Genomic DNA, 24,489 nt, shown 5'->3' on the forward strand with positions numbered 1-24,489 from the left:
TGATCCCATCCCGAACTCAGCAGTGAAATGACCGATCGCCGATGGTAGTGTGGGGTCTCCCCATGTGAGAGTAGGTCATCGCCAGGCACCAAATTCTATAATCTCTGAGCATAAAGCTCGAAGATAGCAGTTTAGTCTGAAGACCATAGAGCATTAGAACCACCTGATCCCATCCCGAACTCAGCAGTGAAATGATGCATCGCCGATGGTAGTGTGGGGTCTCCCCATGTGAGAGTAGGTCATCTTCAGGCACAAAATATAAACCCCCGATAGCTTGGCTGTCGGGGGTTTTATTTTATCATGGTTAAAAAATGCAACAGAAAAATTCTATCTTCGCTTAAGTAGCGCTGCGCTTGAATCAAATGCACCTAATTCTGGCCATGGGACATGACCATCTTTGTGAATTTTCTTCTCCACAGTAAATTGATTGTTTGCAAGAGCAATTATTTTTTCCAAAGATGAGTTGTTGAAACTTGTTATTAATAACTGGTTACATTGGTCAGCTGCGGTGTTAATAATTTTCTGTAATCGGGATGTATCTGCCATCAATGAGTTACGCAGAACACATAGGTCCACGGCCTTAGGCCAGGCATGGTCAGGATCAGAGGGGCTACCGACATGGAATTGCAAGTCCAGTCCATGACTCTTCAGTCGTTCGGCATAATACTCAGACTCCTGGATGTTTTTCGGGCTGTCATCTATGCCAAAAAAGTGAACATCTTGTCCGTATAGTTGATGATACCTCACCGCACTGTGGCTTGCACCGCATGCTAGCTCTACTATTTGGCCCTTTTCTGGAACATGTGGGTGTAATTCTTTGAGTATGGTAAAGAAGTCTTCGGAGATTTTGAAACGTTGCTGCATCGTATGCAGGCTGAGCTTTTCAGAACGTATGCTCCATATTGATTGATGGATCCCAGCAGGAGCCATCAGGTCCGGATAAATTTCTCCTGTTATATCATCCAGTAATACTGATTCATGGGCGATGGATGATGATAGATGAGAAGCAGCATAAAAAATAGCTGCTAAATTCTGGTCAGTAGTAATTTGAGCCGGAGTTTTACCTGCAAGGTTAACTGCGGTGATATTAATTTCAGGCTGTGATAGCAGTTCTTTAACCACAGCCCTGTGGTTTCCTTGTGATGCCCAATGAAGGGCTGTATTCCCATTAGAGCTGGTTCCATTGATATCAATAACATCAGAGTTCTTTTTCATGTGCGCAATTAAAGCACCGAACTCTCCTTGTGCGGCTAACTGTCTGAACACTTTATTTATTTCCTTGCTTGAGTCTGGGTCTCTGAGCTGTGAGTGTTCAATATTTTTGCTGCTGTCGCTTTTTCTGACATCATAATCATGCAAAGCTTTTTTTTCGGATTCCACAATAGGACTGGTATTGACTGTGGCTCTTGCTTGTGTTTCATCTTCTTCCTGATTAAGTGAAACCGGATCTGGTTTGTAAGTGGGGCTGCTTGTATTCAATGGATTCATAATATATTTATTATCACTCTTTGATATATATAAAATACTCAGTAATTGATTAATAATTAATGATAAAGTTCACTTTTTTTAGTTAATTAATTTCAATGAATAAGGCCTGATACTTTTATATTGTATATTTTTTCACTATTTTTAAGCTTTAAGAAAATGTTGTCTATATGATCTGATTAATGGTGTTTAACCTTATCTTATGCAAAATTATTCATTAACAAGTCTGTGTTCTGGCTTCACGTATTGATAGGCACAATTTTGCACTGAACAATTTAACTGTCTTAACCGTTAATTATTTAAAAATGATTATGCCTGCTTTCTGTTGATTAGCTTCAGCGTTCCAGCCTTTAGAGCACGCTGATCCATTTTAACTATGTACGGTATGTTGTAAATGACTCCGCTTAAAAAGGTTGTGCCAATAGCAATCATCTTCCTGGGGCTGTTCGGCTTTCCGGAAATGGTGTTTCCCGAAGGTGTCTTGTCAATTTTGCAGCAGCGGGTGTTGGCCATTTTTATTCTGGCAACCCTGATGTGGGTCAGTGATGCCGTGCCAGCCTTTGCAACATCTCTTCTGATTATTATGCTGCTGGTATTGACCGCTTCAAACAGCGCACCTTTTCCGCTCAGGGATGGTCTTGGTGAAGACATGCTGAACTATGTAACTATTTTCAATAGTCTGGCATCACCCATCATTGTCCTTTTTCTGGGCGGGTTCTTTATTGCTCTGGCCTGTGCCAAGTACAAGGTAGATATCAATCTGGCCCGTGTGCTGTTAAAGCCTTTTGGCCAGAAGTATGAAATTGTGATGCTTGGTGTGATGATCATCACGGCCATCTTCTCCATGTTCATGAGCAATACAGCGACCAGTGTGTTGATGCTGACTATTATGACGCCATTGTTGGCTCGAATGGACAGTGAAGATCCCGGATGTCGGGCAATGGTATTGAGTATTCCTATTGCCGCCAACCTGGGTGGTATGGGGACTCCGATTGGAACTCCGCCCAATGCCATCGCTTTCCGTTATTTTGTTGGTGAGCATGCGTTGTCGTTTGGTGGCTGGATGCTGTTTGCCGTACCGATTACTGTCGTTATGATTGCTTTCAGTTGGTGGTTACTGCAAAAGATGTACCCCTCCAATGGTGGCGATCTGGATGTCCGGATTGATGGCCGTTTTGAAAGAGGGCTGAAGCCGTACATTGTTTATATCACTATTGTGTTGACCATCCTGCTGTGGGTGTTCTCCGATGTCCACGGCATTAATGCCTGTGCCGTCGCCATTATTCCGGTGGCTGTATTCAGCCTGTGTGGCATTGTTGATAAGCATGATCTGAAGCATATCAGCTGGGATGTGCTCTGGCTGCTTGCCGGTGGTATTGCCATTGGTACTGCGCTTGCCTCGTCTGGTCTTGCCGGGTTGCTGGTCAGTATGGTGCCATTTGAACAGTTCGATGCGGTGACCATCATTCTGGGCATCAGCGTGCTCTGTATGATTATGGCGACATTTATGTCCCACACGGCCACTGCAAACCTGTTAATGCCCATTGCCATCTCCATGTCCAATTCTGTGGTCAGTATTGAAGAGCAGGGAGGACTGGTTGTGATTGGTACGGCGGTTGCCCTGGCATCTTCCCTGGGGATGGGCCTGCCAATCAGCACACCGCCCAATGCACTGGCGCACGCTACAGGGTTGGTCGATACCAGGGACTTTATCAAAACCGCTCAGATTTTAAGTCCGCTGGGGGTTTTATTGATCTTTTCGGTATTGATGCTGATGACCTGGATGGGCTTCTTTTAATGGGTAATGTCAGCGATGCGTTCTATTTTTGACGTTGAAAGCGATGACAACCCCGAGATCGGAGTTGCCAAATAGTGGGGGGCTGATCAAAAGTAACCCAGCACACCCAGCAGGGTAATCACTGCAAAGATAATCACGACACCGATGGTGCTGATGAACTTGCCAGCCTTGATAAAGTCTCTGCTGGCAACCATACCGGTGGCATGGGCCAAAGCGTTGGGCGGAGTGCTGATAGGCAGTGACATTCCCATGGATGCACAGAGCGCAACCGAGATAACCATAAGGCTGATACCGCCATAATTTTCCAGCCCGCTCAGAACCGTAGCGACTGAAACTGCAATTGGCATCAGCAGGTTCGCTGTGGCGGTATTGGACATAAATGTTGCCATCACCATTGAGACCACAGCCATCAGAAATAACACCACAAAGGTTCCCATGGTGTCGAAGGGAATGGTGTGAACAATAGAGCGTGCCAGGCCGCTTTTTTCCAGGGCATAGCCCAGGGCAATACCACCGGCAATCAGCCAGAGTACGTCCCAGTTAATATTTTTGATGTCGTCGGTATCGATAATGCCGGAAAGGGAGAAAACGATGACCGGCAGTAAGGCGACAGTGTACGAGTTTACGCCATGAATGCTGGAGGTGGTCCACAGCAGTACCGTCGCGGCAGTTGTTGCATAAACAAGGTAGGCTTTTGGCGATTGTTCAAAGGTGCATTCGATTTTAACGGCAAGCTCTTTGATGTTTCCCGGGTACAACTTACGCAACAATACCCAGGCAATCATAATTAATACCACGGCCATGGGGATGGCAAACAGCATCCACTCGCCAAAGGTGATGGCATGCTCGCCGGTTAAATAGCGAAAAGCAATGGCGTTCGGTGGCGTGCCGATGGGGGTTCCAATGCCGCCGATATTGGCGGCTATGGGCACAGCAAGCATAACACCCTTGACGGCATTATCCGTGGTATCAACGTTTGCCAGTAGTGGTGTCAGCAAGGTAAGCATCATTGCTGTTGTTGCGGTATTACTCATAAACATGGAGAAGAAGGCGGTAATGCCCATCAGACCGAGCATCACTTTCTTGTAATCACTGCCAATGGGTTTTAACAACACTCTGGCCAGGTTGATGTCCAGTTTGTACTTCGTGGCGGCAATGGCAATGAAGAAACCGCCAAGAAACAGGACAATAACCGGGGCTGCCAGACTGCTGAGAATTTCTTTGTAGCTGAGCATGGCCTCCGGATTCAATGCTTCCCGGAGAAAGTACGGGCTGGTATTGGACACCATGGTGGCCAGCAGGCCCAGAATAAGTAGTGACGTTGCATAGGCTGGCACGGCCTCAGAGACCCAGAGCAATGTCGCCATCAGGAAAATAGCCAGCACCCGTTGTTGTTCGATGGTGATGTTGGCAATAGGAATAAATTCAGCGGGAATGAAACACAGAAAGAAGAAAGAGGCTGCAATCAGCGACAGCTTGAGAATACGCGACATAGACGTCATTCAACCCTTGAGATGCAAACAGAAGTTTAAAATTCTTGATGGTGTTTATCATGCATCAACGGTGCAGCAAACGTATTGAATCAGGTCAATGAAACATCATTTTCGAAAAGTGAATATAATTCAGGCAGGAGAAACGTTGCAGATTGCATGACTACCGTTGTCAATGCATTTTCAGATGCAGGGCTTGGGTAGTGTAATCGGCTGTCTTGCCAGCCACTCCCGCTCCCACTGGGGGATTTCATCGGCGGGCATGGGTCTGGCAATGAAGAAGCCTTGTGCCTGGTCACAATTTAACTCATTCAGCAATTGCCAGCCTTCGAGTGTTTCTACTCCCTCGGCAACGGTTTGCATATTCAATTTGTGGGCCAGGCTGATGTTGGCTTCAACAATCGCTTTATGGTTTTTGTCACTACAGGCATTAGAGACAAATGAACGATCAATTTTCAGCTCACTGAAAGGGATTCGGTTTAACTGCTGCATGCTGGAATAGCCAGTACCGAAGTCGTCAATAGAGAGTGAGAAACCATGGAGTTTGAATCTGGCCAGTGTTTCCAGGGAAAGCGCCGCATTTTCAATCAGACTGCTTTCGGTAATCTCAAGAGTCAGGAGTTCTGGTGGAATACTCAAATCCCGCATCTTGCCAATCAGCATATCGGGCAGGTCGGTATTGGTGAGAGTGGCTGCAGAAAGGTTGATGCCAACGGCAATGTTTCTGCCCTGTTCACGCCAGGCTCGAATCTGCTCCAGTGCCAGGTCGATCATTTTTGTGGTCATCGGGGTTATCAGGCCAGAGCTCTCCATCATGGGGATAAAGTGGACTGGGCTGATAACGCCAGCTTCCGGGTGATGCCAGCGGGTGAGTGCTTCAACAGAGATCATTCGGCCACTTTTCAGCAAGACCTTTGGCTGGTAGTAAAGCACGAACTGATTGGCTTCAATGGCTTTCTCAAGAGCTTCTTCATCAAAGATCAGCTCTCTGGAGGTGACGGGGCAGGCATTATTCTCAGTCTGTTCTGAACAGTAAAATTCCAGTAATTCTCTCAGACGGGGGCGGGACATTGGTTTGGGGATATGGCCCAGCACCATCAGGCCATGAGCTTGAGCCATATCACTGACCATTCGCACTAAAGCTGCCTCCATGGCGCTGAGCACAATTACGCCCCGGGCAAGCTTTTGCTCCGCCAGGTGGCGAATAAACCGGATACCGTCCATACCCGGCATATCGAGGTCACAGATGACGATATCAACGGCACCCCGGTTTTGCAGAAACTTCAGAGCCTCTTTGCTGCTTTTTGCTGTATGCAGTCTGTCAATATTAAGGCCTGAGACCGTTTGCTCTGCCACCACTCGCTGAAAAGGGTGGTCTTCCAAGATCAGGATACTGAGAGAGGTGATGTTACTGTCCATGTAATGGCCGGGTGACAATGATTCAATCTATAAATTATGGCGTATTGGGCAGTGTTGGAGGTTTTTTTTAGCGGTTATTGGATAAATGGAGCCAGAGTGACAGTTATCAGAAGGATCAAACTTCTGATAACTGTTGGCAAAAGATCAGTTGCCAGATTTTATTCTGGACCACTCGCGGGTGATGTAACGCTTCAGTTTGGATGGCAGTTCTTTGAAAACAAAGAGCTTCTCCATGGTCTCATCGTCTGGGAAGACACCGGGATCTTTAGCAATGTCTGCATCCACATACTGTTTAGAAGCAGGGTTAGGGTTGCTATAGGTCACGTAGTTGGTCACATCAGCAATCACCTTTGGTTCCATCAGATAGTCCAGCATCTGGTGAGCGGCGTCTTTGTGAGGCGCATCATTAGGAATGGCCAGCATATCAAACCACATGGCTGCACCTTCCTTGGGAACAACATAGCGGATATCCAGGCCGTTACCCGCTTCTTTAGCCCGATCTCTGGCAATCATCGCGTCACCAGACCACATCAGGGCCACACAGATATCGCCATTGGCCAGGTCAGACAGAGAGCGGGAGGAGTGATAGTAAGCGATGTAAGGAGAAATCTCTTTCATCTTGGCCACGGCCTGTTTGTAATCCGCCATATCCAGACTATCGCCGGGAATACCGAGGTAGGCCATCACAGAAGGCAGCACTTCACTTGCGGCGTCAAGAAACGCAACACCACAGCTTTGCAGCTTCTTCATATTCTCCGGCTCAAGGATCAGAGACCAGCTATCCACTGGGGCATCCTTGCCGAGCACTTTTTCGACAGCCGCCTTGTTATAGCCAATACCGGTGGTTCCCCAGAGGTAAGGGATACCGTAGGTATTGTTTTCATCAAAGTTGTCTGAGATCGCCTTCATAATGACGGGATCAAGATGTTTCAGATTAGGCAGTTTGGACTTATCCAGCGGCTCATAGACGCCAGCACGAATCTGGGTCTTGTAGAAATCGTGGGAAGGCGAGACCAGGTCGAAACCGCTGCGTCCGGAGAGCAGTTTGCCTTCAAGTACCTCATTACTGTCATAAACGTCATAAACCACGTCGATGCCAGTTTTGTCGGAAAAGTTCTTGACGGTATCTTCCGCGATGTAATCGGTCCAGTTATAGAAATACAGTTTTTCAGCCTTGTCATCTGAGGCCTGGAGTTGGGCAGCACAGAGCAGTGCGGCGACGATGAACGTTCTCTTAATCAGTTTCATAAACGTGCCGTGAGCCTTATACAAGGAAAATAATAGGGAGCGAGATTATATAGCAGTAACATTGTTCTACAAGCCCGTTCCTATTGGTTACCAGGCAGAATTCCGGAGTTATCAGCAGAATATCTGGCAGGGCGACCAATTCCTGCGATAATGGGTAGGGTTGTGATCGGTTGAGACTAAATTGATGCATGCTTTTCGTTCGATTCTTCTGGCCGTTACCCGGCAACACACCTCGGATATGGAGCTACAGCAGGCCTTTCGGCTGGCTCTGGATAACCGGGCCACCTTATTGATTGCCCTGTTTGACCAGAGCCTGGAAACTCTGAATCATCTGCAATTTGTCCCGTTGGAAAAAAAACTGGAAGACCACCTCAGGCAGCAACTTGAGGATGAGCTTGAGCGCCTCAAGACCATGGCCTGGGAGCAGGGGATCGAAGCAGAGACATTGATTGTTCCCGGCCGACCCCGGCAAGCCATTTATAAGGTGATACAAGAACATCATATTGACCTGGTCATCAAACTGGCGGATGCCAGTGGCGCGCTGACTCGGAAACAGTTAACCGGCAATGACCTGGCTTTGCTCAGAAAATGCCCGGTGCCCATTTTGATGATGGCCGACCGGGATCAGCTCCCACAATTCAATGGCAAAATCCTGGTGGCCGTGGATGCTGGCGACCCTGACTCGGATGCCCATGATCTGAATCGCACGCTTTTACAATACGGTCTCTATCTGGCTAGTCAGGAAAAGGCCGCGTTGCATCTGGTCAGTGTCTGGAATGTACCCTTAGGGCGGCGCTCCCTGAAAACACTATCTGATGAAGAGCTCTATGAATTGCAGGAAATAACCCAGCGGCGCTACCACAACAAATTACAGGAGGTCATGCAGGAAGTTGGCGTGACTGAGAATGACGACCAGCAGCCCGTATCCATTCATCTGCTCAGGGGCAACCCGGCGACCGAGATCCAGCAACTGGCCAATGAGCTGAATGTTGATGTCATTGTGATGGGCACGCTTGGACGCCATAAGGAAGGCATTCTGGTGGGGAATACGGCTGAGAACATCATGAACAGTATCTACTGCTCAATACTGGCGGTGAAGCCGGAAGGATTTATCAGCCCGCTGGCAAAAGCTGCCAGCGGCTGATCATCAAACCTGAAGGAAGAGGTCAGGGCTTAAGGCCGCTCATGTATTCAATCGCAATACTGATCTCTTCATCAGAACAATCCATACAGGTACCTTTGGCAGGCATACTGCGAATACCGTTAATGGCGTTGGACAGCAGACTGCTGAACCCGCCAGCGGTCTTCTCTGCGGCTTGCCATGCTGCGGCATCGTCCTTTTTGGGAGCACCTAACAGGCCAGAGCCATGACAGGCCACACAAAACTGATTGTAAACTGCATCGCCACTTCTCGGGCCACTGCTGGAGCTGACTGCTACCCCGGCGGCACTGGCACACTCCTCACCTGCGAGACAGACGAAACCCACAGGAGCAAGACGCTCGCTTATCTCACCACGACTAATTGAATCAAGGTCAGCAGTCGGCTTGGCAAACACCAGCGACGCGAATAGTCCCCCGACTAACAGAATCAAAGCACGCATATGAGTTCCCCTTGACACTCGCTTGTCCTCTTAAGGCGATTAATGGCTATCTTATTTTAGGCGTTGCCAGAGCTGGTAAAAAGTAGCTTAAGACTCACTGATAAGCTTTCGCCTGTGTAGCCGAATTATTCTGGGCAATGGGATTATAGAACAATTGGTATCCCTGAAACAGGGGTTTATATATCGTGGGTTTCGGTAATTACTATGGCTTGTCATTGTGAAGCACTCGACCGGGGCTTGAACAGCCTGCTGAGCCAGCTCACGGAATGCAGATGATGGGAGCAGGTTATTAAAAGGAGACTGAGATGCTTTTGATATTGGCACCAGACAGCAGCAAAAAAATCATAGACAGCCCGAGGGCGGATCAGTATTATTGGCAACCGCTGGAGCCGCTGTCTGCTGCTCTGGAAGTGCACCCGTAGCTCAGCTGGATAGAGCGCTGCCCTCCGGAGGCAGAGGTCAGAGGTTCGAATCCTCTCGGGTGCGCCAGTAAAATCAATGTCTTATCTCCTATTTTCTCTTCGTTAAAAGCACTTAAATTTCTTTTTCCACTACATTTCCAGTAACAAGTGGAAACAGCAATTCTAGACTACTGTTCAGAGCCCTACCCTTTTTTATTCTTGCAACTCACGTCCGCTGACTTATAGCCGTTTAGTCTTTAGTTCAGGGATTGCATGGTATGATGATCTCAATGCCATCAAGGATGATTGCCATGAATGACAAACAGCGCCGTTTCGTTGATGAGTACCTGATTGACCAGAACGCGACCCGAGCTGCCATTGCCGCTGGCTATAGTCCCAAGACTGCCAGAGCTCAGGGTTGTCGCCTGTTAACAAATGCTGACATTGCCACCGAAATTCGGGTGCGTCAGGGTAAGCTCAGTCGTGAGCTGAATATCACTGCTCGGGACAAGCGTACCAAGCTCTGGGAGATCGCGCGGTTCTGTGGTGAAGTGATCGAAACGCCAGAGGGTGATTTACGGATGCGAAACCCGAGAGCTGCCACGGCCGCCATTGCTGAACTGAATAAGATGGACGGTGACTATCAGCAAAAGGCTCAGGAAGAGAGCCGTATTAACTTTATCCAGATTTTCGATTCGGAAGATCCGCCCTGAAGGTCATGTTGAACAGGTCCAGGACAGCAACTGGCTGAACAGTGAGTATTAAATGAAATAGGGTGGGGAAGTACCCCGTATGCCGGACCTGACACCCACGCCTGCCAAGTCAGCAGTCGAGGGGTAATGCATGCACACTTTGCCATTGATAACTGGAGGGGGGGGATAAATCATCTACCCATACTTTGGCAGCCTTTCTTATATCGCTATGGCTGAAAAAAAATTTTGCGGAATCCCCCTGCCAATAACACAGGCCTGGTAGCCTGGTCACTGTCACCCTCTATTCAGTTAGCATATTTCGGTATGGAATATCGGGGCAGCCTGAGGATACAATATTTTTCTTTGTCGTCTATTTTCCTGCCTTTATCGCTTGGCAGGCACTCTGATTATAAGATGGTCAGCCATGCAGAAGTCATTGAACTTTGAAATGCTGCGCACCCATTGGCCGGAACTGGCCAACTTGGGCAGTAAGGCAGAAGAGTATGTCCACACTGATCCTGAGAGCTGTCTGGTCAAGCTCCGGAACTACCTTGAGTTGATTATCCGGTGGCTTTACCGTCAGGAGCGTTTGCCCGAAGGGTACCGTTCCAGCCTCTATGACCTGATGAAGGCGGATGCGTTTAAAAGTGCGATTCCCGAGGCCATTCAGGTGAAGATGGATGCCATTCGCATTCATGGTAACCGGGCTGCTCATGGTGATGCGGTCAAAGTGAATGATGCCCGGTGGCTGTTGAAAGAGGCCTTCATCATGGGTGCATGGATTTACCTGCGTTATGCCAATGGGCATGCAGACGACATCGCAAAATTCCAGTTGCCCCAGGCTTCATCGGATCAGACGGGTAGCGAGCTGACCAAAAAAGAGCTGGATCAGAAACAGGCCCAACTGGAGAAAGCCAGGGAAGAACTCGAAGCTATCCAACAACGGGAAATGGGTATTCTCCGTGAGTTGCAGCTACAAAAAGAGAAGGCCGAAGAGTTCCAGCAAAGGATGGAGGCCCTGCGCCAGAAGAATGAGCAGGCAGCCAACATTCTGGAGCTGGATGAAGCCGAAACCCGCCGTCGCCTGATCGACTCCCGCCTGATCGCTGCCGGTTGGGATGTAGCAGAGGGTATCAAGGACTCAGCTCAGGTCACCCAGGAGCATCCGGTCAAAGAGCAACCCACCAACAGTGGCGATGGTTACGCGGACTATGTGCTTTGGGACGATACCGGTAAACCGTTAGCTGTCGTGGAAGCCAAGCGTACCCAGGTGGCGGCAGAAAAAGGTCGTACCCAGGCCAAGCTCTATGCCGACTGGCTGGAAAAGCAGTACGGTCAGCGCCCTGCGATCTTTTATACAAACGGCTACGATATTTACCTCTGGGATGACCACCCAGCCCGAAACTATCCACCGAGAAAACTCTTTGGTTTCTACAGCCCTGAAAGTCTGGCCTACCTGGTTCAACAACGTACGGGCTGTCGACCGTTAGCAGAAGTGCCGGTTGACATCCATATTGCCGGTCGTCTGTATCAGTTGGAGAGTATTGCCCGAGTCGGTGAACGCTTTACGGATAAACATCGCAAGGCCCTGATTGTCCAGGCTACCGGTACCGGTAAGACCCGTGTTGCCATTGCGTTGACCAAACGGCTGCTCGATGCCCGATGGGCCAAGCGGGTGCTTTTCCTCTGTGACCGAAAAGAGCTACGTAAGCAGGCACGGAATGCATTTAATGAATTCATCCGTGACCCTATCTATGTGGTAGGTCGAACGGATAAAAAGTACCAGGACACCTCCCGCATCTTCATCTCTACCTATCCCGGAATGATGAACATTATGGATCGGTACGATGTGGGCTATTTCGACCTGATCATTGCGGATGAATCCCATCGTTCCATCTATAACGTTTACGGGGACCTGTTTAAATACTTCGATGCCCTTCAGGTTGGCCTGACCGCAACGCCCGTGGATATGATCGGCCACACCACCTACGGCCTGTTTGGTTGCGAAGGCCGTATACCCACCTATGAATACTCACTGGAAGCGGCGATAAACGACAATCATCTGGTGCCCTTTGAGGTCATTACCCACACCACGCAATTCCACCGTGAGGGGATTAAAAAAGACAACCTCAGCAATGAACAGATTGCCCAACTGGAAGCGCAGGGCATCGACCCGAACACCCTGGAATTTGATGCCAAGGTCATTGATAAGGCGATCTATAATCGGGACACCAATCGGGCCATTATGCGCAACCTGATGGAGCATGGTATCCGGGACCGGGATGAACAGCTTCCGGGCAAAAGTATTGTCTTTGCCCGCAACCATCAGCATGCGGTTCTGCTGCAAAGCGTTTTTGATGAGATGTATCCGCAGTTTGCCGGTAAGTTCTGTCAGGTCATCGATAACTATAACCCGAGGGCAGAACAACTCATTGAAGATTTTAAAGGCGGTGATCTTAGCACCAACAAAGAGCTGACCATTGCTATTTCGGTGGACATGCTCGACACCGGTATTGATGTGCCGGAAGTGGTCAACCTGGTGTTTGCCAAGCCGGTGAAGTCCAAGGTGAAATTCTGGCAGATGATTGGCCGGGGGACTCGCCTTTGCAAAGACCTGTACGGGGCAGGGAAAGACAAGGACAAATTCCGTATCTTCGACCACTGGGCCAACTTCGAGTACTTCGAGCAGGAGCCGCCCGAGGTGCAGCCAACCACCGGCAAGCCACTGGCACAGAAACGTCTGGAAGCCTGGGTCGAACTGGCCAAAGCGGCACAGAAAAAGTTTGAACAGGGCAGTCTGGCCATCATTGCCAAACAGCTTCATGAGCAGGTGTCTGCACTGGATGAAAAATCCATTGCCGTTCAGGAAAAGTGGCAGATCCGTGCCCGGCTGAGTGACCTGAAACGGTTGGAACAGTTTGCTCCCCAAACCCAGCAGCAACTGCTGGATGACATCGGTCCTCTGATGCAGTGGGTGGATGTCAGGGGGCAGGGGAATGCCATGCGTTTTGATCTGGATATGATTACCGCCCAGACTGCCCTGTACACCAACAAAAGCGGACTGGAAAAACAGTGGTCCATCGTTACCCAGAAACTGGATCAGCTACCCCCGCATCTGGCTCAGGTCCAGCAGCAGGGTGACATCATTAACCAGCTACGGGACCTGGACTGGTGGCACAACGCCAGCTTTGCCGAACTGGAACATGCCCGTACCCGCCTCAGGGGGATCATGTACCTGATGGAGGGCGACGTAACTCCGCCACCCACACCCCCCGTGGAAACGGATATCCGTGAAGACCAGGGCAAGTACGAGGTCAAACGGCGGGAGACCAATATCAAGTCGGTGGACTTTAAGCTCTACCGTCAGCAGGTTCAGGGCGCTCTGGAGCCGCTCTTTACCAGTAACCCTGTGTTGATGAAAATCCGCCGGGGAGAACCGGTACAGTCAAAAGAGCTGGATGAACTGGCAAAACTGGTGCTGGTTCAGAATCCGAATGTGGATATCCGGGTACTGAAAGAGTTCTACCCCGAAGCCTCTGCGGGGCTGGATCAGATTCTGCGAACCCTGATTGGTATGGAGAGCCAGGCTGTAGCCGAAAAATTTGCCGGTTTTGCCGCTCAATACAATCTAAGCAGCCAGCAGATTCGCTTTCTGGATTTGCTGAAAAACCACATACGGGATTACGGCACCATAGAAATGGCGCAACTGTTTGATCAGCCCTTTACCCGCATCCATGATGAAGGCATTACCGGCCTGTTCCCGGATATGGATCAGGTGATGGCCATTAAAGCCATTGTGGATGGGGTATCGGTTGATATTGGCAAGGCAACAACCTGAGCCCTGTATAGAGTAATGGCGATTGAGCCATTGCAAGACTAGAATAGGTCAGGAATAAATCACGGCGAAAGGAGATGGCAAGTGATTAACGGTAATATCTGGGTAGAGTGTAAGCCCGATGTAATGAGAGGCAAACCCTGCATCAAAGGTACCCGGATTACAGTGGAAAGCATTTTGGAAATGTTGGGTTCAGGCATGACCTATGGGGAGATTATTTCTGATTTTCCCAGCCTGGATGAAACCAGGATCCGGGCAGCGCTGGAATATGCAGCGAGCCACCTGCCGAAAGGGAATGCTGCGTAGTGCTGCTGTTTGATGAAAACCTGTCATATAAGCTGGCGAGGATGGTCAGCAAGCCGTTCAGGGGAGCGGTTGCCGTTTCAAGGGTAGCGACTTTGGGGGAAGGTGCTTCAGATCAGAGCGTTTGGGACTATGCGAAACACCAGGATCTGGCAATTGTGACTAAAGACCGGGATTTTGTCGATTACTGGAGCCGCCTTGGCCCTCCTCCTAAAGTCATCCATATTCAGATCGGGAATGCTCGACTGGCTGCGGTACAGTCTCTGATTATGGATAATCAGGATTGCATCAACCAGTTTCTGGCTGAAGAAAACAGTGGGCTTCTATGCCTTCGCCTGTAACTTGGTGCCAAACTCAAGACGCTACGTATCTTTGACCAGTACAATACTGCATTATTGGCTTAACCCATCCAGGTAAGATTCATCTCTGGCCCTGTGAAACAGGATGTCGGGAAATTACAAACCAAAATCCGTATACTCCCACCATTTTCTACCCCCTTTAAAGTGAAATAGGCATCACCCATGATCACCGGCGATCTGAAAAGCAAAATCGACAAGCTCTGGGAAGAGTTCTGGGTGGGCGGTATCACCAACCCGCTTACTGTGATTGAACAGATCACCTACCTGATGTACTCCCGCATGCTGGATATGCAGGAGAGCAAGGACGAGCAGCGTAAGGCGCTGGCAGGGGTAGACTTCAAGCCCCGCTTTGCTGCCCATGAGCAGGATTACCGGTTCAGCCATTTTGCCAACCTGGGTGCTGATGAAATGATGGAGCTGGTGCGGGATGAGGTGTTTCGTCATTTTCGCACGCTGAGCGAGAAGGGGTCTTTACTCGGCAACTTTATGAAAGATGCCCGGCTGGAAATCGTTAAGCCCAGTCTGCTGGTAAAAGCAGTAGAGATGATCAAACAGTTACCGCTGGACCGGGGGGACACCAAGGGTGATCTGTACGAATACCTGCTGAGTAAACTGACCACGGCGGGCATCAACGGGCAGTTCCGTACCCCACGTCATATCATCCGGGCCATGGTGGAGATGATGGAGCCTAACCCGGCCCGTCATGAGCGTATCTGTGACCCTGCCTGTGGGACCGGTGGTTTTCTGTCGTCCAGTTACGAATACCTGCTGGAAAAATACAGTTCCCTGGATTCCGTCCATAAAGAGATGGTTATTAATCAGAAGGGCGAACCCGAAGCACAGTATGTCTATTCCGGTGATCTGCTGAATGAATACCGGAACCATGTGGACTACGACATGTTCCACGGTTATGACTTTGACTCCACCATGCTGCGCATTGCCGCCATGAACCTGATTATGCACGGGGTGGACGAGCCGGATATCCACTACCAGGACACCATGAGCCAGGGTTTCAGCGACAAATTCCCGGAAGCCTCCCACAATGCGTTTCATCTGATTCTGGCCAACCCGCCCTTTACCGGCACACTGGATGAAGAAGACATTGACCCGGTATTGCTGAAAACCGTCAAGACCAAAAAGACCGAGCTGCTGTTTTGCGCCCGTATTCTGCAAATGCTGAAAGTGGGTGGTCGCAGTGCCACGGTTGTACCCCAGGGAGTGCTGTTTGGTTCCAGCAAGGCACACCAGAGCCTGCGGGAAAAGCTGGTGGAAGAGAACCAGCTGGAGGCGGTGGTCAACCTGCCTTCCGGTGTGTTTAAGCCTTATGCCGGTGTGGCCACGGCGATTCTGATTTTTACCAAGGGTGGTGAGACTGATGACGTCTGGTTCTATGACCTGGCAAACGACGGTTATAGTCTGGATGATAAACGGACACCGATTGCCAAAAATGACCTGCCGCATCTAATTGCCAGTTGGAAGCAGTATCGCCAGGGCAAAGGGCGGCTGGTGGATGTCTTTATGGGGCATAAATTGCAGACGCAATTTATGAGTGAACACCCGGAAGGGGTTGCTGAAACGGATTTTCAGGACCGTACTCAGAAGGCTTTTGTTGTGCCTAAAGTGGACCTGAAGGCCAACAAATACGACCTGTCCATCAACCGTTATAAAGAGGTGGTGTATCAGGAAGAATTGTATGAACCGCCCAAAGAGGTACTGGCACGACTGAAGGTACTGGAAGCGGAAATTCAACAGGAGCTGGTGGAGCTGGAGGGGATGCTGTGAGTTTATTTGGTAACTCTAAAGGCTGGCCTCTGATATCTTTAAAAAATATTGCAACACTGAAGCGTGGTTATGATCTTCCTGTACAAAACAGAGTTGAGGGCGATATTCCTATTTTTGCTGCGAATGGTATAAGTGGTTCGCATAATACTTTTAAAGTGAAGGGCCCCGGTGTTGTTACTGGGCGAAGTGGAACTATCGGTAAAGTTCATTATGTCGAGGGGCATTTTTGGCCACTTAATACGGCTTTATATGTTCAAGACTTTCATGGTAATGACCCAAGATGGGTCATGTATATGCTTCAGTTTTTTAGGCTTGAGCGTTTTGTCCGAGGAGCTGGTGTTCCTACGTTAAATCGTAACTTGGTGCATGACGAGTTAATTCCGCTTCCTCCACTGGCCGAACAAAAACGCATTGCCGCCATTCTGGATAAAGCCGACCAGTTACGCCAGAAACGGCAGCAGGCCATCGCTCTCGCCGACGATTTCCTCCGCAGCGTCTTTCTGGATATGTTTGGTGATCCAGTCACTAACCCCATGGGTTGGGGTGTTAAGAAGATGGAGTTCTTGGCTGCATCAGGTAAAAACTCGATTAAGGCTGGGCCATTTGGCTCTGCTTTGAAAAAGGAAGATTACACTCCCGCAGGCTATAAAATATACGGTCAGGAGCAGGTCATCAGAGATGACTTAACATATGGTGATTATTACATCAGTGAAGAAAAATATCGCTCATTGGAAAACTGTAAAATCACTGAGGGTGATTTGCTTATCAGTCTTGTGGGTACCTTCGGCAAAATAAGCATTGTTCCTGCTGACTTTGAGCCAGGGATTATCAATCCACGTTTGATGAAGATTACACCTGATGAGCGTCAGGTTGTTCCCAGATTTTTGAAATTTCTCCTTCAAACAGATGGAGCTATGGCTAAGATACAGCATATGTCTCATGGTGGGACTATGGGTATAGTTAATGTTGGAAAAATGAAGGGTTTGGAACTTCCTATTCCTCCACTGGAGCAACAAAACCGATTTCTGGAAATAATGGATAGACTTTACGCTTTTAAAAATAGGCAGAAGGGGACGACTGAAGATATATCTGTACTTTTTAAGTCTTTCTGCCAAAAAGCCTTTGCTGGAGATCTGTGATCTCGTTACCACGGCCTCAGTGGGAATACATAACCGTCCGTAAGTACTGATCATTCGGAATGCAAAATACGAACCATCAAACATGGGAGTGGCAAGCCTGATAATCGCTACTTGACCCCAAGTTGTCCCGAAAGTTAAATCTGCTTGGTTGCCCCGTAAGACAAGGAAGCAAAATGAAGTTAACCTCTCTCACCCTGGGTGGTTTTAAAGGTATCAGAAACACTGCTCATATCCCTTTGGCCCCGATTACCTTGCTGTTTGGTGCCAACAGTACCGGCAAAAGTTCTATTCTCCATGGCTTGCTGTACCTGTATGAAATTCTGGTCAACCAGAACATTGATGCAGAGTACAGTGAGTTGACCGGTAAGAAAGTCTGGCTGGGTGGTTTTCGCAATATGGTGTTCGGCAAGGGCACGGGTGGTGTCATTACGCTGGGAGCGACACTGGATTTCAGTGAATCAGAGGAAGTACTGGATGATTACCTTTCCAGTGCTGAGCACTATTTTTTAGAGTCGACGATCGCCTGTTTTCCTGATGCTGAAGCGAAGAGTTGGTCATTTAAACTTGAAATTGCCTGGGATGAAGACTTCACCGGGAAGCCTTTTATCCGGCAGTTTGAGTGTTTTGGTGATGATGAGCTGTTTTGCCGTTTTGAGAAGAAAGCGGGCACTCCAGGTAGCTATATCACCTATTACAAACCATTGAGCACTTGGAATATTCCGGATGAAATTGGCGTGCTGGCAGATGTGGTTACTTCTGATTACTGGCAGGTTATAGGCCTGTCTGACCAGAAACAGGCTCTTCCTGACATAAATAGACGCATTAACCTGGTTGATACGACTCTGGATGCCGAGTTGCAGGAGGAGACATTCCATCAGGCAATAAGGACATTTGCTGAGGCCAGCTTGTCTCAGGCAGCACTGGCTCCGTTAAAGATTCTCGGAAAAAAATTGAAAACGCTACTGCATGTTGGGCCACTCCGGGTGGTGCCTGATCAGCAATTTTACGTATCCAGGGAGCATGACAGTAGTCGCTGGTTTGACGGGCGTGGAGCCTGGGATCTGTTTGTTAATGGCTCAAAGGAGCTTCGCAGTACTGTTAATAGATGGTTCCTGACTGATGACGGTTTTGGCACATCCTACCAGTTTGTGGACTCTCAGCCGAATTCGTTAGGCCAAAAGACGGTTTATGTGGATAACCTGAACTCTTCTATTCGTCATGCTCTTTCTGAGCTTGGGGTGGGTGTCTCCCAGGTATTCCCCTTTGTGGTGGGTGTTTGTTCCGATTACAGTGGCATTCTTTCCTGTGAGCAGCCGGAATTGCATATTCACCCACGCTGGCAACTGGTTCTGGCAGATATGATGCTTGAGCATATCAAGGGTGAAGCAGACAAAATGTTCCTTGTGGAGACTCACAGCGAGCACCTTATGCTGCGCTTATTGCGCAGAAGGAGAGAGACCGCTGATGAAGAGCTGGAGTGTCCGGAGTATTCCTGTAAGCAAGGGGACGTTCAGATTGTTTTCTGTGAGCAGAAAGATGGCGAGACTAGTCTGAGATTCATTCACACCACAGATGACGGTGAGTTTGATGCGTCCTGGCCTAATGGCTTTTTTGCAGAGCGTCGGGGAGAGTTGTAACAATGTTGTATGAATATGCTATTGACCCCATAGCGATGGTTGAAATTGCCAGAGACCGACGGGACTTTCGTCTTTTTCTTAGAAGCTTTGAGGTTGGTAACCCTCGTGTAGTGTCTAACTTTCCGAAGTTCAGCAGACTAAAAAAACAGATAGAGAGTCATGCTGATAGTGTCGGGCTAGAAGGAATAGATTCTACTCGACTGGATGAGTTATTGTCGTTTCTCCGGCAGTTACCCAAAGTAGTACGACCAAGTGATGCTGATGGTGATAGCTGGGTCGATAAGGTTCGCTCTGAAGGAGGGCGAGTCGCTTTTGATACGGTATTTGTCAGTGATAAGGCACTTCTTGAACCGTGGCCATCTGTGAGTATTGATGATTGCTATCAGGGTAATTGTCCATTCTGGGATTTTAATGATCGTGTTGTTGTGAGTAAAACGGCCAGTGCCATAGCAAGCGCTATTGCCAATATGCTTCGATTGTCGACCAGAATTTATATCATTGATCCATACTTGGGGACTCAGAAGGACAAATGGTCAACTTTTATCTCGGTATTGGAAAAAGCAGTTTCAGGCCGGGTTGCCGATGATCTGGAAGTTACGGTGTACCTTGCCCCATGTAAAGGGATAACTACGCCTTCAGAAATGAAAAAGCACTTTGAAAAGACTGCTGCCGAACAGTTTTCCTCCATTAAAAGAATGCAGTTTATTGGCCTTAAAGAAAAAAGAGATGGAGAGCAGTTTCACAATCGGTACATTCTTACGGATATTGGTGGTATATCTTTGGGGGCAGGGTTTGAAGATGGCGGGCCATCAGAAACCGATGATCTTTTTTTGTTAAGTCGAGAGCAATATTCTGATCGGTTGGTAAAGTATACACAGAGAGGTACATATCAGAAGGATGGGAAGGCAACCGTGGTTTTCCCTCGTTAGCTAGCTGGGGGCATTAAACCAGGCCTTCATGCTATCGATGGGTAATCCGTAATGATATTATCCCCACGATTACAGAATGGACCTCAATAATGAACGAAGCCATGATCAATCCGGAGATTGTCCACTGGGCGCGAGAGCGTGCCGGGATGGCTCCTGCTGATCTGGCGGGAAAGTTAAAACAGAAGCCCGAAAAGCTGCTTGAGTGGGAACAGGGCAAAAGTCGGCCCAGTTTTTCCCAGGCTCAGAAGCTGGCAAGCCACCTCCGGGTTCCTTTCGGTTATCTGTTTCTTAAAGAGCCTCCTGAAGCTCCTTTGCCCATACCTGACCTGCGTACCGTGGGCAGTCGGGTATCCCCTGAGCTGGGGCAGAATTTCCGTGATCTCCTGAATAATGTGCTGCTCAAGCAAGAGTGGTTTCGGGAGTACCAGATTGAAAACGGGAATGACAAAGTTGAGTTTATAGGCCGCTGTTCTTTGAATGACGACGCTGCCAGTGTGGCTGAGGATATCGCTCGTACGTTGGGTGTAACGGCCGCTTTACGGAAAGGTGCCCGGAACTGGGAGCAATACCTGAGCTTGCTGATTGAAAGGGCGGAAGCCGTGGGCATTCTGGTGATGCGAAGCGGCATTGTCGGCAGTAGTTCTAATAGAAAACTGTCTGTGGAAGAGTTTCGGGGGTTTGCCATCAGTGATGATTATGCCCCGCTGATCTTTATCAATGCGGCCGATGCACCTGCCGCGCGGCTGTTTACCCTGGTTCATGAACTTGCCCATTTGTGGGTGGGTAACAGTGGTATTTCTAATGTTCCGCTGGATGATTTTTCTGAACGAGGTCACCAGAGGAAGGAAGAGGCATTTTGTAATCGGGTTGCTGCTGAGTTTCTGGTGCCTGGTAAAGAGTTTGTGAATGACTGGCAGGCAAAGCGCAGCCTGGTGGAAAACTGTGCGGATTTAAAAAAGGTTTATAAGGTCAGCCCCATGGTGTTGGCACGTCGTGCCTATGATCTTGGTCTGATTCCCCGCGAGGAGTATCTGGACTTTTATCATGCTGAGCTGAAAAAGTTCCGGAATCAAAAAGGCGGTGGTGGTTCTTTTAATCTGAACCTGAAAACACGCAATGGCGTTCTTTTTTCTACGGCTGTTGTGGGGGCTGCAATGGAAGGGCGCTTGTTACTCAGGGATGCTTCCCGGCTTTTGAATATCAATAAGATCAGTACTCTCAACGATTTTGCCAAGTCTCTGAATGGATAGTCTCTTAATGTAGGGTGAGCTGTTGATGCAATACCTTTTGGACGCGAACACGTTTATCCAGGCGAAAAACCAATACTATGCTATGGACATCTGTCCCGGGTATTGGGATTGGCTTGAGCGGGAGAATGGCCTGGGCCGTATAGGCAGTATCAGTGAAGTCGCCAGAGAGTTGAAAAAGCAGGAAGACGAGTTGAGTTCCTGGGTTAAAGGACGAAATGAACCGGATTTTTTTCTGCCTGTTGATGATCAGCAGACACAGGAAATCTATACGGAAATCGCCAATTATGTCGTTCAAAACTATGAAGAGAAGCACTTTGCGCCTTTTCTCAATGTCGCTGACCCATGGCTGGTGGCCAAAGCAAAGGTAACAGGGGCGGTACTGGTTACCCATGAAGCACTGGTACCTGCAAACAGCAAGAAAGTAAAAATACCGAATATCTGCAACCAGTTTGATGTGCAGTACATGAGCACATTTACCCTGCTGAGAAGGCTTGATGCCAGGTTTTTTCTTCAACCGGCTGCTTGATATTGGCTTACAGCTTGCTCTTCTTAAAACATTGGCCCCGTACACTGACCATTAATCATCTGACCATAGCAGGTTGGATGATTCGCTGTTTTGGGCAGAATAGAGCCGTGACACACGCCGTTCACTATAGACCCAATGCATTCGTCTGCTCGGTAGACTTTGGTGCCGTAGCTGGACTGTGTCGCCCTTCTGGCAGATGAGTTCTGAATACCTCGATTCATGGTACTGACATAGAAATCCATCTGTTGCTGATATTCAGAGGCCAGACACTGTTCGTAGGCAAGAGAATCCATTTGCCCTGATGATTCTTCCTGCTGCTTCTGACAGCTTTCTTCAGCTCCATTACGTGCCATCTGGTCAAAAGCATTGTAATAGGTTTCGTATACAGCGATTTGAAGTTCTCCAACCTTCCGGGCTACGGATGTACATCCTGTAGAGGCAATGGTTAATCCGAGAATAACTATGAATGTTAGTTGACGGCTGATGTTCAAATTTGTGGCTCTGAAACAGTGGTTTGATGATGCCGAGTGTACATTTTGAAAGCTTTTAATCCATGCGGATAATGCACTTTATTTGAGACTTGTTCAGCCGTTTTGCTGCCGAACCTTGCCATAAATCGATGTTGGTCTCGTATTTATACATTTCAGTTTTAGTCTTTGAGAATTTGCAGTCATCCCGAAGTTGGTTATTGCCAAAAATAATTCGTAATGGCAGGTTATTGGTTGCTATATGTTGCAACAAGGACGTATGTGATGACTGTTCAATTACGGTTTACGGATGAAGAAGAGTTAAATGTAGGTCAAGAACTTGAACATTCCTGCCTGCTATTGGCTGGGATTGAGACTGCTGGCAGTTTCGATGAGTTTGTGGACTGGTATCGGGAACAGGAAAGGGAGTCTGATAGTATTCGACAATCTAGATTGGGGACTATCCATCGTGGACGAGAAGACTATTTGCTTGGTAATCATTGGCTGGGAAGATTTAAGGAAGCGCAAAAAAACTACTCGACAATACTGAATCGACATAAAGAAGGTAGGACCGAACTGAGTTTTCATAGCTATTTAGCTTGGGATGGAGTGACTCGTGAGTCGATATTGATCACCAAACTTGAGTTACAGAAATACTGTTGCGAGAGAGGAATATTTCCAGAGTTTTTACTGCCTTTTCATCCTTCAGTTGTTTCTGGGCGAGTTGTTGAACAAATAGCGTCATCCACTCAGACAGCCACGGAAAATAAAACTCTGAAGTTGAGAGTGGAAGAGCTGGAAAAAGAATTGGCTCTGGCCTGCCTCTTCAGAGATTCTTCACTTCCGGCATACCAAGAAGAATTGGTTATCGCTGTTGACCTTTGGTATGAGTTTCATGGACAAGAAGTACGGAAGAAATCGCAAAAAGAGGTGATGAGAGGATATTTAAAACAGCACCATAATCACTTGAGTGGAAAGGCTGTCGATCGAATTCTAACAATGGTCAACTGGAAGATGGGGGCACCCAAAAGTTAAATTTGTTCATCTCTCTCTGACCCCTTACTGACTGGGCTATTCACCTAAGTCCGCCCCCTTCTTCAGAAAGTCCGCTCCCTGTTTGGTGGTTTCTTTCTATGGTTTTCTATCTTTGCACTCACAGCAAGGATACGGCTTATGGCAAAAAAAGTTTTTGAGCAGGACGCAATCAAACGAGGTTTTACCCCGGAGCAGGCGTCGAACTATACAGGTTTTTCAAAATCACTGATTGATCATTATCGGACAGATGGCCAGGTGAATGATATTTCTGGCCCAGCATTCATAAAAATTGGTCGTAAGGTGATCTACCTGAAAGAAAGTCTTGATGAGTGGATGGACAGTTTTACCCAGGTACGTTCATTGGCTGAACTGACGTTGAATGAGCCAGATGATATCAATGGATAAAAAATCGATTCCTGCTCATTTCCGAAACTTGGTGATTCCTGATACTCGGCTCCTGATGTTGTATGCAGGGGCTCCCGAGTGTTGGGCTGCTTCTCGAAAAGACAGTTCTGCGGGGCTATTCAATCACCTGGTATTACCGGAGTTGAATCAGGCTGAGTATTTTTACTGGCCTGTGGCGCTGCTCCGTTGTCATCATTAACTTTGATCGTCTGAATATGCACCTGGCGCATAAGCTCGCTCATATCATTCTTGAGGCGGGTGCAAACGATGTGGCTTTACGGAATATGCCGGATCAGACGGTCTTTACGAGTATTCTGGAAGAATAGACTAGTGGCACTGTCCAAAATGGATCGGCCTGCTGTTCAAAAGTGCCCCCCCCTACTGCTGATGGCACACCGTGCTGCAATGTGTCCATTCAGAAAAAATTTGTAACAGCAAGTTTAACCCGCTGTAACCTGCTCGTACCCCAAAACCAAAAAGGCAGCACCAGTTACCCAGTGCTGCCTTCATTTCATCGTGAATATAAGGTGTAAACCTTAACTCACGGTCGTCTGCCAACTGGCAGCAATCACCGGAGTAACCTGATCGCGAACGTTTTGTGGCAGCTGAGCTTCACCAGCTGGCGGTGCATCAAACCCAGCCATGGCATTGACCAAGTTCTCCACCTTGTTGGCCAGCAACACAGCAT

At 48.4% G+C, this 24,489-nt stretch carries 21 protein-coding genes, 1 tRNA gene and 2 rRNA genes; 17 read left to right on the plus strand and 7 right to left on the minus strand.

Going from position 1 to position 24,489, the window contains the following annotated elements:
• Together rrf (ACO6VE_RS20760) and rrf (ACO6VE_RS20765) are read left to right on the plus strand one after the other, a co-directional pair.
• A 5S ribosomal RNA gene (rrf, locus tag ACO6VE_RS20760) occupies window positions 1–87 on the plus strand; the annotation flags it as partial.
• Between the two features lie 48 nt (window positions 88–135).
• Window positions 136–251: ribosomal RNA gene (gene rrf, locus ACO6VE_RS20765) — 5S ribosomal RNA — on the plus strand.
• A gap of 76 nt (window positions 252–327) precedes the next feature.
• Here rrf (ACO6VE_RS20765) and ACO6VE_RS20770 read toward each other — a convergent pair.
• Window positions 328–1,488, minus strand: a complete 1,161-nt coding sequence (locus ACO6VE_RS20770; protein WP_422463206.1) for a methyltransferase domain-containing protein — start codon at window positions 1,486–1,488, stop codon at window positions 328–330.
• Between the two features lie 391 nt (window positions 1,489–1,879).
• Here ACO6VE_RS20770 and ACO6VE_RS20775 point away from each other — a divergent pair, with 391 nt between their 5' ends.
• Window positions 1,880–3,283, plus strand: a complete 1,404-nt coding sequence (locus ACO6VE_RS20775; protein WP_422447057.1) for an SLC13 family permease — start codon at window positions 1,880–1,882, stop codon at window positions 3,281–3,283.
• Between the two features lie 86 nt (window positions 3,284–3,369).
• On the opposite strand, the gene ACO6VE_RS20780 is transcribed toward ACO6VE_RS20775, so the two are convergent.
• The 3 genes from ACO6VE_RS20780 to ACO6VE_RS20790 all read right to left on the minus strand — a co-directional run bounded on the left by ACO6VE_RS20780 (window position 3,370) and on the right by ACO6VE_RS20790 (window position 7,440).
• Entirely contained in the window at window positions 3,370–4,785 is a 1,416-nt protein-coding gene (locus ACO6VE_RS20780) for an SLC13 family permease (RefSeq protein WP_422463208.1), read from the minus strand.
• Between the two features lie 171 nt (window positions 4,786–4,956).
• Window positions 4,957–6,192 carry a GGDEF/EAL domain-containing response regulator gene (locus ACO6VE_RS20785; protein WP_422447053.1) on the minus strand — a complete coding sequence of 412 codons (1,236 nt, stop codon included), beginning with the start codon at window positions 6,190–6,192 and terminating at the stop codon, window positions 4,957–4,959.
• 144 nt (window positions 6,193–6,336) lie between these two features.
• A complete protein-coding gene (locus ACO6VE_RS20790) occupies window positions 6,337–7,440 on the minus strand; it encodes a polyamine ABC transporter substrate-binding protein (protein WP_422447051.1) in 1,104 nt (367 codons plus the stop codon).
• A 184-nt stretch (window positions 7,441–7,624) separates the two neighbouring features.
• On the opposite strand from ACO6VE_RS20790, the gene ACO6VE_RS20795 reads away from it, so the two are divergent.
• The gene (locus ACO6VE_RS20795; protein WP_422447049.1) at window positions 7,625–8,584 is read left to right on the plus strand and encodes a universal stress protein; all 960 of its coding nucleotides are present in this window, start codon (window positions 7,625–7,627) and stop codon (window positions 8,582–8,584) included.
• Window positions 8,585–8,606: 22 nt separating this feature from the next.
• On the opposite strand, the gene ACO6VE_RS20800 is transcribed toward ACO6VE_RS20795, so the two are convergent.
• Window positions 8,607–9,041, minus strand: coding sequence for a c-type cytochrome (locus ACO6VE_RS20800; RefSeq protein WP_101748502.1), 435 nt, complete (start codon window positions 9,039–9,041; stop codon window positions 8,607–8,609).
• Window positions 9,042–9,453: 412 nt separating this feature from the next.
• Here ACO6VE_RS20800 and ACO6VE_RS20805 point away from each other — a divergent pair.
• From ACO6VE_RS20805 to ACO6VE_RS20855, 11 genes are all read left to right on the plus strand, one after another.
• Window positions 9,454–9,530 (plus strand) — tRNA-Arg (locus ACO6VE_RS20805).
• Window positions 9,531–9,720: 190 nt separating this feature from the next.
• On the plus strand, window positions 9,721–10,155 hold the full coding sequence (locus tag ACO6VE_RS20810; RefSeq protein WP_422463210.1) for a terminase small subunit: 435 nt from the start codon (window positions 9,721–9,723) through the stop codon (window positions 10,153–10,155).
• A 403-nt stretch (window positions 10,156–10,558) separates the two neighbouring features.
• Entirely contained in the window at window positions 10,559–13,972 is a 3,414-nt protein-coding gene (locus ACO6VE_RS20815; RefSeq protein ID WP_422463212.1) for a DEAD/DEAH box helicase family protein, read from the plus strand.
• A gap of 81 nt (window positions 13,973–14,053) precedes the next feature.
• Window positions 14,054–14,275, plus strand: coding sequence for a DUF433 domain-containing protein (locus tag ACO6VE_RS20820; protein ID WP_101748719.1), 222 nt, complete (start codon window positions 14,054–14,056; stop codon window positions 14,273–14,275).
• Complete coding sequence (locus ACO6VE_RS20825) at window positions 14,275–14,613, plus strand: DUF5615 family PIN-like protein (RefSeq protein WP_101748718.1); 339 nt, start codon at window positions 14,275–14,277, stop codon at window positions 14,611–14,613. Before ACO6VE_RS20820 ends, ACO6VE_RS20825 begins: the two co-directional genes overlap by 1 nt.
• 180 nt (window positions 14,614–14,793) lie before the next feature.
• On the plus strand, window positions 14,794–16,413 hold the full coding sequence (locus ACO6VE_RS20830) for a type I restriction-modification system subunit M (RefSeq protein WP_422463215.1): 1,620 nt from the start codon (window positions 14,794–14,796) through the stop codon (window positions 16,411–16,413).
• Complete coding sequence (locus tag ACO6VE_RS20835) at window positions 16,410–17,552, plus strand: restriction endonuclease subunit S (RefSeq protein ID WP_422463217.1); 1,143 nt, start codon at window positions 16,410–16,412, stop codon at window positions 17,550–17,552. Before ACO6VE_RS20830 ends, ACO6VE_RS20835 begins: the two co-directional genes overlap by 4 nt.
• A 173-nt stretch (window positions 17,553–17,725) precedes the next feature.
• A complete protein-coding gene (locus ACO6VE_RS20840; RefSeq protein WP_422463219.1) occupies window positions 17,726–19,189 on the plus strand; it encodes a hypothetical protein in 1,464 nt (487 codons plus the stop codon).
• Window positions 19,190–19,224: 35 nt separating this feature from the next.
• A complete protein-coding gene (locus ACO6VE_RS20845) occupies window positions 19,225–20,118 on the plus strand; it encodes a hypothetical protein (protein WP_422463221.1) in 894 nt (297 codons plus the stop codon).
• Between the two features lie 89 nt (window positions 20,119–20,207).
• Window positions 20,208–21,368: an ImmA/IrrE family metallo-endopeptidase gene (locus tag ACO6VE_RS20850; protein WP_101748715.1), complete on the plus strand. Its 1,161-nt coding sequence runs from the start codon at window positions 20,208–20,210 to the stop codon at window positions 21,366–21,368.
• Between the two features lie 25 nt (window positions 21,369–21,393).
• The gene (locus ACO6VE_RS20855) at window positions 21,394–21,894 is read left to right on the plus strand and encodes a DUF4411 family protein (RefSeq protein ID WP_422447029.1); all 501 of its coding nucleotides are present in this window, start codon (window positions 21,394–21,396) and stop codon (window positions 21,892–21,894) included.
• A gap of 23 nt (window positions 21,895–21,917) precedes the next feature.
• Here ACO6VE_RS20855 and ACO6VE_RS20860 read toward each other — a convergent pair whose 3' ends face one another.
• Window positions 21,918–22,385: a hypothetical protein gene (locus ACO6VE_RS20860; protein WP_422463223.1), complete on the minus strand. Its 468-nt coding sequence runs from the start codon at window positions 22,383–22,385 to the stop codon at window positions 21,918–21,920.
• Between the two features lie 261 nt (window positions 22,386–22,646).
• Here ACO6VE_RS20860 and ACO6VE_RS20865 point away from each other — a divergent pair, with 261 nt between their 5' ends.
• Window positions 22,647–23,396, plus strand: a complete 750-nt coding sequence (locus ACO6VE_RS20865) for a hypothetical protein (protein ID WP_422447025.1) — start codon at window positions 22,647–22,649, stop codon at window positions 23,394–23,396.
• A gap of 138 nt (window positions 23,397–23,534) precedes the next feature.
• Complete coding sequence (locus ACO6VE_RS20870; protein ID WP_422447023.1) at window positions 23,535–23,801, plus strand: helix-turn-helix transcriptional regulator; 267 nt, start codon at window positions 23,535–23,537, stop codon at window positions 23,799–23,801.
• Between the two features lie 119 nt (window positions 23,802–23,920).
• Here ACO6VE_RS20870 and ACO6VE_RS20875 read toward each other — a convergent pair whose 3' ends face one another.
• Window positions 23,921–24,043: a hypothetical protein gene (locus ACO6VE_RS20875; RefSeq protein WP_422447021.1), complete on the minus strand. Its 123-nt coding sequence runs from the start codon at window positions 24,041–24,043 to the stop codon at window positions 23,921–23,923.
• Between the last annotated feature and the right edge of the window lie 446 nt (window positions 24,044–24,489).

It is taken from the genome of Endozoicomonas sp. ALB115 (assembly GCF_049310245.1).
Classification (GTDB): Bacteria; Pseudomonadota; Gammaproteobacteria; order Pseudomonadales; family Endozoicomonadaceae; genus Endozoicomonas.

Bases quoted from the DNA above. Each gene is read 5' to 3' on its own strand.
- ACO6VE_RS20770 (WP_422463206.1), bottom strand. From the start codon at position 1,488: ATGAATCCATTGAATACAAGCAGCCCCACTTACAAACCAGATCCGGTT.
- ACO6VE_RS20775 (WP_422447057.1), top strand. From the start codon at position 1,880: ATGACTCCGCTTAAAAAGGTTGTGCCAATAGCAATCATCTTCCTGGGG.
- ACO6VE_RS20780 (WP_422463208.1), bottom strand. From the start codon at position 4,785: ATGACGTCTATGTCGCGTATTCTCAAGCTGTCGCTGATTGCAGCCTCT.
- ACO6VE_RS20785 (WP_422447053.1), bottom strand. From the start codon at position 6,192: ATGGACAGTAACATCACCTCTCTCAGTATCCTGATCTTGGAAGACCAC.
- ACO6VE_RS20790 (WP_422447051.1), bottom strand. From the start codon at position 7,440: ATGAAACTGATTAAGAGAACGTTCATCGTCGCCGCACTGCTCTGTGCT.
- ACO6VE_RS20795 (WP_422447049.1), top strand. From the start codon at position 7,625: ATGCATGCTTTTCGTTCGATTCTTCTGGCCGTTACCCGGCAACACACC.
- ACO6VE_RS20800 (WP_101748502.1), bottom strand. From the start codon at position 9,041: ATGCGTGCTTTGATTCTGTTAGTCGGGGGACTATTCGCGTCGCTGGTG.
- ACO6VE_RS20810 (WP_422463210.1), top strand. From the start codon at position 9,721: ATGATGATCTCAATGCCATCAAGGATGATTGCCATGAATGACAAACAG.
- ACO6VE_RS20815 (WP_422463212.1), top strand. From the start codon at position 10,559: ATGCAGAAGTCATTGAACTTTGAAATGCTGCGCACCCATTGGCCGGAA.
- ACO6VE_RS20830 (WP_422463215.1), top strand. From the start codon at position 14,794: ATGATCACCGGCGATCTGAAAAGCAAAATCGACAAGCTCTGGGAAGAG.
- ACO6VE_RS20840 (WP_422463219.1), top strand. From the start codon at position 17,726: ATGAAGTTAACCTCTCTCACCCTGGGTGGTTTTAAAGGTATCAGAAAC.
- ACO6VE_RS20845 (WP_422463221.1), top strand. From the start codon at position 19,225: ATGGTTGAAATTGCCAGAGACCGACGGGACTTTCGTCTTTTTCTTAGA.
- ACO6VE_RS20850 (WP_101748715.1), top strand. From the start codon at position 20,208: ATGAACGAAGCCATGATCAATCCGGAGATTGTCCACTGGGCGCGAGAG.
- ACO6VE_RS20855 (WP_422447029.1), top strand. From the start codon at position 21,394: ATGCAATACCTTTTGGACGCGAACACGTTTATCCAGGCGAAAAACCAA.
- ACO6VE_RS20865 (WP_422447025.1), top strand. From the start codon at position 22,647: ATGACTGTTCAATTACGGTTTACGGATGAAGAAGAGTTAAATGTAGGT.
- ACO6VE_RS20870 (WP_422447023.1), top strand. From the start codon at position 23,535: ATGGCAAAAAAAGTTTTTGAGCAGGACGCAATCAAACGAGGTTTTACC.
- ACO6VE_RS20875 (WP_422447021.1), bottom strand. From the start codon at position 24,043: ATGAGCGAGCTTATGCGCCAGGTGCATATTCAGACGATCAAAGTTAAT.